Annotated in this window: 4 protein-coding genes and 1 pseudogene; 3 read left to right on the forward strand and 2 right to left on the reverse strand. The window is 67.7% G+C overall.

Annotation, left to right across the window (positions count from 1 at the left end; genetic code table 11):
* Window positions 1–62: 62 nt before the first annotated feature.
* Together car and gabT are read right to left on the reverse strand one after the other, a co-directional pair.
* Complete coding sequence (car, locus tag A5624_RS07360; protein ID WP_066863868.1) at window positions 63–3,587, reverse strand: carboxylic acid reductase; 3,525 nt, start codon at window positions 3,585–3,587, stop codon at window positions 63–65.
* Between the two features lie 147 nt (window positions 3,588–3,734).
* The gene (gabT, locus tag A5624_RS07365; protein WP_066863883.1) at window positions 3,735–5,075 is read right to left on the reverse strand and encodes a 4-aminobutyrate--2-oxoglutarate transaminase; all 1,341 of its coding nucleotides are present in this window, start codon (window positions 5,073–5,075) and stop codon (window positions 3,735–3,737) included.
* Window positions 5,076–5,305: 230 nt separating this feature from the next.
* Here gabT and yajC point away from each other — a divergent pair, with 230 nt between their 5' ends.
* The 3 genes and pseudogenes from yajC to A5624_RS07380 all read left to right on the forward strand — a co-directional run.
* On the forward strand, window positions 5,306–5,632 hold the full coding sequence (gene yajC, locus A5624_RS07370) for a preprotein translocase subunit YajC (protein ID WP_066863870.1): 327 nt from the start codon (window positions 5,306–5,308) through the stop codon (window positions 5,630–5,632).
* A gap of 103 nt (window positions 5,633–5,735) precedes the next feature.
* Window positions 5,736–7,556, forward strand: coding sequence for a protein translocase subunit SecD (gene secD / locus A5624_RS07375; protein ID WP_066863873.1), 1,821 nt, complete (start codon window positions 5,736–5,738; stop codon window positions 7,554–7,556).
* Window positions 7,557–7,559: 3 nt separating this feature from the next.
* Window positions 7,560–8,137 (forward strand): annotated as a pseudogene (locus tag A5624_RS07380) (protein translocase subunit SecF); the annotation flags it as partial.

Genomic DNA, 8,137 nt, shown 5'->3' on the forward strand with positions numbered 1-8,137 from the left:
CTGCGCCAATCAACAGCAATCGCCCAGTCCCGCAACGGGACTGGGCGATTGCTTGTTTGCCCTTACAGCAGTCCGAGCAACTGCAGGTTGGTGATGTACTTGACGATCACCGGCGCCGTGACATGCGGAATGTCTTTGTCGGGGCCGATTTTCGCTTCCTGCACCGCCGCGCGGAACACATCGGTGGGCGCCATCGAGCCGTTGATCGGCTTTTCCGGCTTCTGGTAGTTGTGCAACAGCGGCAGCAGCGAGTACTGACGCTGCCGATCCGGCAGGGCCCGCAGCGACGTCTCGAACCGCCGCAGCCATTCGGAGTAGTCGGCGATGCGCTCGATCGAGTACCCGGCCTCGACCAGCCAGTCGACGTACTCGTCTAGACCGATGCCGTCGTCGTACGGGTTCATCACGTGGTAGGTCTGGAAGCCGGTGTCGCTGTCGGTGATCTGCGTCCCCAGCGTCGAGATCGCCGCGGCGATGAACTCGACCGGCAGGCCGTCGTAGTGTGCCCGCTGCCGGTTGCCGTCGGCGTCGAGTTCGTAGAACGAACCGGGCGCGATACCGGTGGCGACCAGGCTCAGCATCAGCCGGGTGAACATGTCCGGCAGGTTGAGCTGACCGGAGTAGGTGGTGTCGGCCAGGATCATGTCGCAGCGGAACACCGAGACGGGCAGACCGCACAGGTCGTGCGCCTCGCGCAGGAGCACCTCGCCGGCCCACTTGCTGTTGCCGTAGCCGTTGGCGTAGTTGTCGTTGATCGCCCGGGTGGCGCTGATCTGCCGGATGTCGGCGTCCTCGACGAACTCACCCGGCTTGATCTGGTCGCCCACGCCGATCGTCGACACGTAGGTGTACGGCTTCTGCTTGGAGGTCAACGCGATCCGGATCAGCTCCGCGGTGCCCAGCGCGTTGGGCCCGAACAGCTCGCTGTAGGGCAACACGTGGTTCACCAGGGCCGCCGGGTCGACGATGATGTCGACCTCCTCGGCCAGTCGCTGCCAGGTTTGCTGGTCCAGGCCGAGGTTGGCCTCGCCCTTGTCGCCCGCGATCACCTCGAGGTGGTCGGCGGCCAGCTTCTGGTAGTGCGCCAGCAGTTTCGGGTCGCCTTCGGGAGAGCCCACGCCGAAGGTCTTGTCCAACCGGGCGCGCGCCTCCTCGTCGGAGCGGGCCCGCACCAGTGCGATGACCTTGCCGTCGACCATGTCCATCCGCTCGAGCCAGTCCAGCGCCAGGTAGCGGCCCAGGAATCCGGTCGCGCCGGTCAACAGCACCGTGCGCACCTCGGTCGCCGGCTTGGGCAGGCTCGGCGCGCCGGCCAGGACGGCCTCGTCGAGGAACTTGTCCAACGTGAGGTCACTGGCGTGCACCGTGGTGGCGCCGCGTCCGTGCACGGCCGCGAACGTCGGCCGCTTGGAGCCCTGGCGCTCGGCCTCGATGTAGGCGGCGATGGCCGCCAGGTCGTTGGCCGGGCTGACGATCACACCCACCGGCACGTCGACGTCGAAGATCTCGCGCAGCAGGTTGCCGAATGTCAACGCGGACAACGAGTCTCCACCCAGATCGGTGAAGTGGGCGTCGGGTGACAGGTCGCCGGCCGTCGCGCCCAGCATGGCGGCCGCGGCGCGGCTGACGGTCTGCAGCACCGGCGCCTGGGCGCCGCTGCGGCGCAGTTCGGCCAACTCGTTGGCCTGTCCGGCGGCCAGGTCGGCGTAGATCTGCTCGAGCCGTTCGCCGTAGTGCGCCTTGAGCTTCGGCCACGCCAACTTGCGGATCCCGGTCAGCAGACCGTTTTCCAGGCTGAACGGGGTGGTCTCGATGATGAAGTCACGCGGCACCTCGTAGGACTGCAGGCCGGTTTCCTTGGCGACCTTCTGCAGCGAGTCGGCGATCTTGGGCTTGAGCGACTCGATGTCATTGTCCGCCAACGCCTCTTCGGTCGGCACCACCACGGCCAGCAGGTAGGGCTGGGAGCTGTTGCCGTAGACGTAGATCTGGCGGATCAGCGGGCTGTTGCCGAACACCGCCTCGAGCTTGGCCAGCGTGACGAACTCACCCTGGGCGAGCTTGAGCACGTTGTTGCGTCGGTCGACGTACACCAGCCGGTCCGGGGCGATCTCGGCGAACACGTCACCGGTCCGGTAGTACCCGTCCTCGTCGAACACGTTCGCAGTGGTCTCGGCCCGCTTGTAGTAGCCGGGGAACATGTTCTCGGTCCGCAGCAACAGCTCACCGCGCGGGTGCGGGCGGTCGGTGCTGAAGTAGCCCAGGTCGGGAACGTCGACCAACTTGTAGTCGATCACCGGCGGACGCTGGATCTCCCCGTCGAACAACACCATTCCGGCCTCGGTCGAGCCGTAGCCGTCCATCAAGTGCATCTGCAGCAGCGACTCGGCCCACTTCTTCAGCTCCGGTGAGGTGGGTGCGGAGCCCGTCATCGCGAAGATGAACCGCCCGCCCAACAGGTACTGGCGCTGTTCCGCCAGCACCTCTTCCTCAACGGCCTCGCGATCGGCACCGCCGGCCAGACGGCGCTCGACCTGGCGCTGGAATTCGCCGTACAGCGTTTCCCAGATCCGCGGGACGAAGTTCATCTCGGTGGGCCGCACCAGCTCGAGGTCCTCGAGCAGGGTGGACAGGTCGCTGCGGGCCGCGAAGTAGGCGGTGCCGCCGTTGCCCAACGTGCCGTAGAGGATCCCGCGGCCCATGACGTGGCTCATCGGCATGAAGTTGAGGGTGATCGACGCGGCGCTCTCGCCGAACCAGTTCTTGCTGCCGCGCCGCCACATCTTGCCGACGTTGCTCTGCGGGTACATCGCACCCTTCGGGGCGCCGGTGCTGCCCGAGGTGTAGATCAGCAGCGCGAGCGAGTCCTCGTCGGTCTGCTGCTCGGGAACCGGGGGTAGGTCCTTGCCGCGCTCCAACACGTCGGCGAGCTTCTCGACCACCACGTCGGTGCCGGCCAGCCGGGCCACGGCGCTCTCCACGGCCTCGCGCTGGTCGTCGACCTCGGGCTGGTAGTCGAACACGACGAGCTTGCCGGGCACGTGGTCGCCGGCCAGGATCAGCTCCACGGCGTCGGGCAGCTGGTTGACGCTCGATGCGATCAGGCTGGGCTCGGTCTCGGCGACGATCGGCTGCAGCGACGAGATCGCCGCGCTGGTCTGCAGCGGCACCGACACGGCACCGATGGTGCCCAGCGTGATGTCGATCGTGGCGTAGTCCACGCTGTTGAAGCCCAGCACGCAGACGCGGTCGCCGGGGCTCACCGAGTCGCTGGCCCAGGCGCGGCCGAGAGCCGAAACCCGTTCGCCCAGTTCGCCATACGTAATGGTCTCGAAGCGGGGGAGCAGCTCGGCGGTGGTGCGTCCGGTCTTGGCGTCCTTGACGAATTCCACGACGCGCTGCGCCAGTGCGGGCCGGTCGGCATAGCCGTCGAGCACGGTCCGGATGATCTGGGGCAGCCGCAGCCCGGCCTGCTCGGTGGCGGCGGTGATCGCCGGGTCCGGCCGGGCGGCGGCGAACTGGGGGTCGTTGGCAATGAGTTGCTCGATGCGGCGGTTGAGTTCTTCGTCGTGAATAGCAGTCGACATAACAGATCCCTTGCAAATGAAAGTTAGCGAGTCAAATTGCGCTGTCCGCGCTGACATATAGAACGTTAGCTAAAGTAAAGGTATTCCACCATGATCTGGCGTTTGTGGTGTTTGTGAGATTGCCCACGCGCGGTGGGAAGTCCCGGTCTACAGCTCGCGCAGCAGGCCGCCGAGGATGTCGATGCCCTCGGCCAGCAGCTCGTCGCTGATGGTCAGCGGGGGCAGTAGCCGGATGATGTTGCCCCACATGCCGCACGTCAACACGATCACGCCGGCGGCGGCGGCCGCGACGGTCAGCTTCTGGGTCAGTTCCTTGTCGGGCTCGGCGGTTCCCGACTTCACCAGTTCGATGGCGATCATGGCGCCCCGGCCGCGCACGTCGCCGATCCGGTCGTCGCCGGCCTGCAGACGCAACAGCGGCTCGGTGATCAGGCGTTCCAGCCGCTGCGCGCGCTCGATCAAACCGTCGTTCTCGATCGTCTCGATGGTGGCCAACGCCGCCGCGCAAGCCAACGGGTTTCCGCCGAAGGTGCCACCCAAACCGCCGACCTGCGGGGCGTCCATGATCTGCGCCCGCCCGGTGACCGCCGACAGCGGCAGTCCGTCGGCGATGGCCTTGGCGGTGCAGATCAGGTCGGGTTCGATGCCCTCGTGCTCACACGCGAACATGGCGCCCGACCGCGCGAATCCGGTCTGCACCTCGTCGGCGATGAACACCACGTCGTTCTTGTGGCACCAGTCCAGCAGGGTGGGCAGGAAGCCCTCGGCCGGAACGATGAACCCGCCCTCGCCCTGGATCGGCTCGATGATGAGCGCGGCCAGGCTGTCGGCGCCGATCTGGCTCTCGATGATATTGATGCTGCGCGCGGCGGCCTTTTCCCCGTCGGTGGCCAGTTCCTTGTCGACCAGACCGTCCCGATAGGGGTAGGACAGCGGCGCGCGGTAGATCTCCGGCGCGAACGGGCCGAAGCCGCCCTTGTAGGGCATCGACTTGGCGGTCAGCGCCAGGGCCAGGTTGGTGCGGCCGTGGTAGGCGTGGTTGAACGCCACCACGGCGGGCTTGCGGGTGTAGGCGCGCGCGACCTTGACGGCGTTCTCCACCGCCTCGGCGCCGGAGTTGAACAGCACCGAGCGCTTCTCGCCCGAACCCGGGGTGATGCGGTTGAGCGTCTCGGCGACGGCGACGTAGGACTCGTAGGGCGTCACCATGAAGCAGGTGTGGGTGAACGCTTCGACCTGCGCGCGCACCGCTTCGACCACCCGGGGTGACGAGTTGCCGATCGTCGTCACCGCGATGCCGGACCCCAGGTCGATCAGCCGGTTGCCGTCGACGTCCTCGATGATTCCGCCGCCGGCGCGCGCCACGAAAACCGGCACCGACACGTTCACCGCGTGCGACACCGCCGCGGCCCGGCGCTTGCTCAGTTCCAGCGATGCCGGACCGGGGATCTCGGTGACCAGCTGGCGGGTCTGCTCGAGGCTGGCCACCACAAAACTCCTCCCCGCGGCGCGCGTGTCACGTCGCATCAAAAGCCTATCGAGCTTGACCCCGGCGGGCACTGCGTGCACCGTGGCGGTCGGTCGCGACCCGTGGCCTGCCAGACTGAACGGGCACACTGGACCGTTACGAGGTGCGCGACGCACGAGTCCTACCGGCACCCAGCCGTAGTAATGCCCCGTATGCCGAAGAATATTTACGACGAAAGACAGGCGCGTCCATGCAGAGTCTGATCCTGTTCCTGCCGTTCCTGCTCATCATGGGCGGGTTCATGTACTTGGCATCGCGCCGTCAGAAGCGCGCGATGCAGGCCACCATCGACCTGCACGAGTCCTTGCGCCCGGGCGATCGGGTGCACACCACGTCTGGCCTGCAGGCCACCGTCGTCGCCATCACCGAGGACAACGTGGATCTGGAGATCTCCCCCGGGGTGGTGACCACCTGGATGAAGCTGGCGATCCGTGACCGGATCCTGCCCGACGACGACGAGGACCTGGCCGACGGCGACGACCCCGCCGACGAGGGCTCGATCAGCAAGGATTCCTGACGGCCGATCGCCACCCGGCGGACCGCTTGCGCAACCGGTAATCGAGGGCCACGTAGGCTCTCCTCCGGGGTAAGTAACCGATATTCGAGGAGATAGAAGGAACGTGGCATCGTCTTCGGCGCCGGTGCACCCTGCCCGCTACCTGTCGGTCTTCTTGTTATTGCTCGTCGGCGTCTACCTGTTGGTGTTCCTCACCGGGGACAAGCGAGCCGCTCCGAAGCTCGGTATCGACCTGCAGGGCGGCACCCGCGTCACGCTGACCGCGCGCACCCCGGACGGGTCGAAGCCCAGCCGTGAGGCGTTGGCGCAGGCCCAGCAGATCATCGGCGCCCGGGTCAACGGGCTCGGCGTCTCCGGTTCGGAGGTCGTGGTCGACGGCGACAACCTGATCATCACCGTCCCCGGAAACGACGGCAACGAGGCGCGCAACCTGGGCCAGACCGCCCGGCTCTACATCCGGCCGGTGCTCAACTCCATGCCGGCCCAGAGCGCGGAGCCCAAGCCGGCGCCGCGCCAGCCCGCGCCCGGCCAGCCCGCTCCGGGACAACCGGCGCCCGGCCAGCCCGCTCCGGGACAACCGGCGCCAGCACAGCCGGCTCCGGGACAACCGGCTCAGCCGGCTCCCGCGCACCCGGGTGCCCAGCCCCGGCCGTATCCGCAGGACCCGCCCCCGACTCCCAGCCCGGCACCCAGCCCCGCGCCAGCGCCAGCGATCGGGGCACCCGCACCGGCGCCCGCGCCCGGGGGTCCCGCGGCCGAGGCGCCGCCCGGGGAACAACCCGCGCCGCCCGACCCGCGCAAGGAACTCGCCGACCGCATCGCCGACGAGAAGAAGTGGCGCCAGAGCACGCGTCAGGGCATCCAGTTCCTGGCCCTGCAATTTCAGGCGACGCGCTGCGACAAGGAAGACATCCTGGCCGGCAACGACGATCCCGCCCAGCCGTTGATCACCTGCTCCACCGACCACAAGGTCGCCTACCTGCTGGGGCCGTCGATCATCAGCGGTGACCAGATCCAGGACGCCAGCGCCAGCCAGAACCAGCGCGGCATCGGCTACGTTGTCGACCTGCAGTTCAAGTCCGCCGCGGCGAACACCTGGGCCGACTTCACCGCCGCCCACATCGGCACCCAGACCGCCTTCACGCTGGACTCGCAGGTGGTCAGCGCGCCGATGATCCAGGAGGCGATCCCCGGCGGCCGCACCCAGATCAGCGGTGGCGATCCGCCGTTCACCGCCGCGACGGCCAAGCAGCTGGCCAACGTCCTCAAATACGGCTCACTGCCGCTGTCCTTCGAGGCCTCGGAGGCCCAAACCGTCTCGGCGACACTGGGATTGACCTCGCTGCGGGCGGGCCTGATCGCGGGCGCCATCGGCCTGATCCTGGTGCTGGTGTACTCGCTGCTCTACTACCGGGTGCTGGGACTGCTCACCGCCCTGTCGCTGGGCGCTTCCGGCGCAATGATTTTCGCGATCCTGGTGATCCTGGGTCGCCAGATCAACTACACCCTGGATCTGGCGGGCATCGCGGGTCTGATCATCGGTATCGGTACCACCGCCGACTCGTTCGTCGTCTTCTTCGAACGCATCAAAGACGAGATCCGCGAAGGCCGTTCGTTCCGGTCCGCGGTGCCCCGAGGCTGGGTGCGGGCCCGCAAGACCATCGTGTCGGGTAACGCCGTCACCTTCCTGGCCGCCGCGGTGCTCTACGCCCTGGCGATCGGCCAGGTGCGCGGCTTCGCCTTCACGTTGGGCCTCACCACCGTCCTCGACATCGTGGTGGTGTTCCTGGTGACCTGGCCGCTGGTGTATCTGGCGTCCAAGTCCCCGACGCTGGCAAAGCCGGCCTACAACGGCCTGGGCGCCGTTCAGCAGGTGGCCCGCGAACGCCGGGCTTCGGCGCAGGTCAAGACGGGACGGGGATAGCGCATGACTTCCTCCAAAGCCTCCAAGGACGCAACCGAGCTCACCGAAGCCTCCGAGGGCGCCACCGAGTTGACCGACGGCGCCCCGCACCACGGGTTCCTGTCGCGCCTGTACACCGGCACCGGCGCCTTCGAGGTGGTCGGGCGGCGCCGGCTGTGGTTCGGCATCAGCGGCGCGATCGTCGCCGTCGCCATCCTGTCGATCCTGCTGCGGGGCTTCACCTTCGGCATCGACTTCAACGGCGGCACGACGGTGTCGATGCCGGCCGCCGGGAAGACGGGCACCGTGCAGACCTCGCAGGTCTCGGAGGTGTTCCACCAGGCCCTCGGCAAGGATCCGGAATCGGTGGTGGTCGTCGGCAACGGCGCCGGCGCGACCGTGCAGATCCGCTCGGAGACGCTGACCAACGATCAGACGACCAAGCTGCGCAACGCCCTCTTCGATGCGTTCGGACCCAAGGGCGCCGACGGCAAGCCCAGCAAGCAGGCGATCAGCGACGCGGCGGTCTCCGAGACGTGGGGTGACCAGATCACCGACAAGGCGCTGATCGCGCTGGCCGTGTTCTTGGTGCTGGTCGGCGT

The organism is Mycobacterium sp. 1482292.6 (assembly GCF_001672995.1).
Lineage (GTDB): Bacteria > Actinomycetota > Actinomycetes > Mycobacteriales > Mycobacteriaceae > Mycobacterium > Mycobacterium europaeum_A.

Bases quoted from the DNA above. Each gene is read 5' to 3' on its own strand.
- car (WP_066863868.1), bottom strand. From the start codon at position 3,587: ATGTCGACTGCTATTCACGACGAAGAACTCAACCGCCGCATCGAGCAA.
- yajC (WP_066863870.1), top strand. From the start codon at position 5,306: ATGCAGAGTCTGATCCTGTTCCTGCCGTTCCTGCTCATCATGGGCGGG.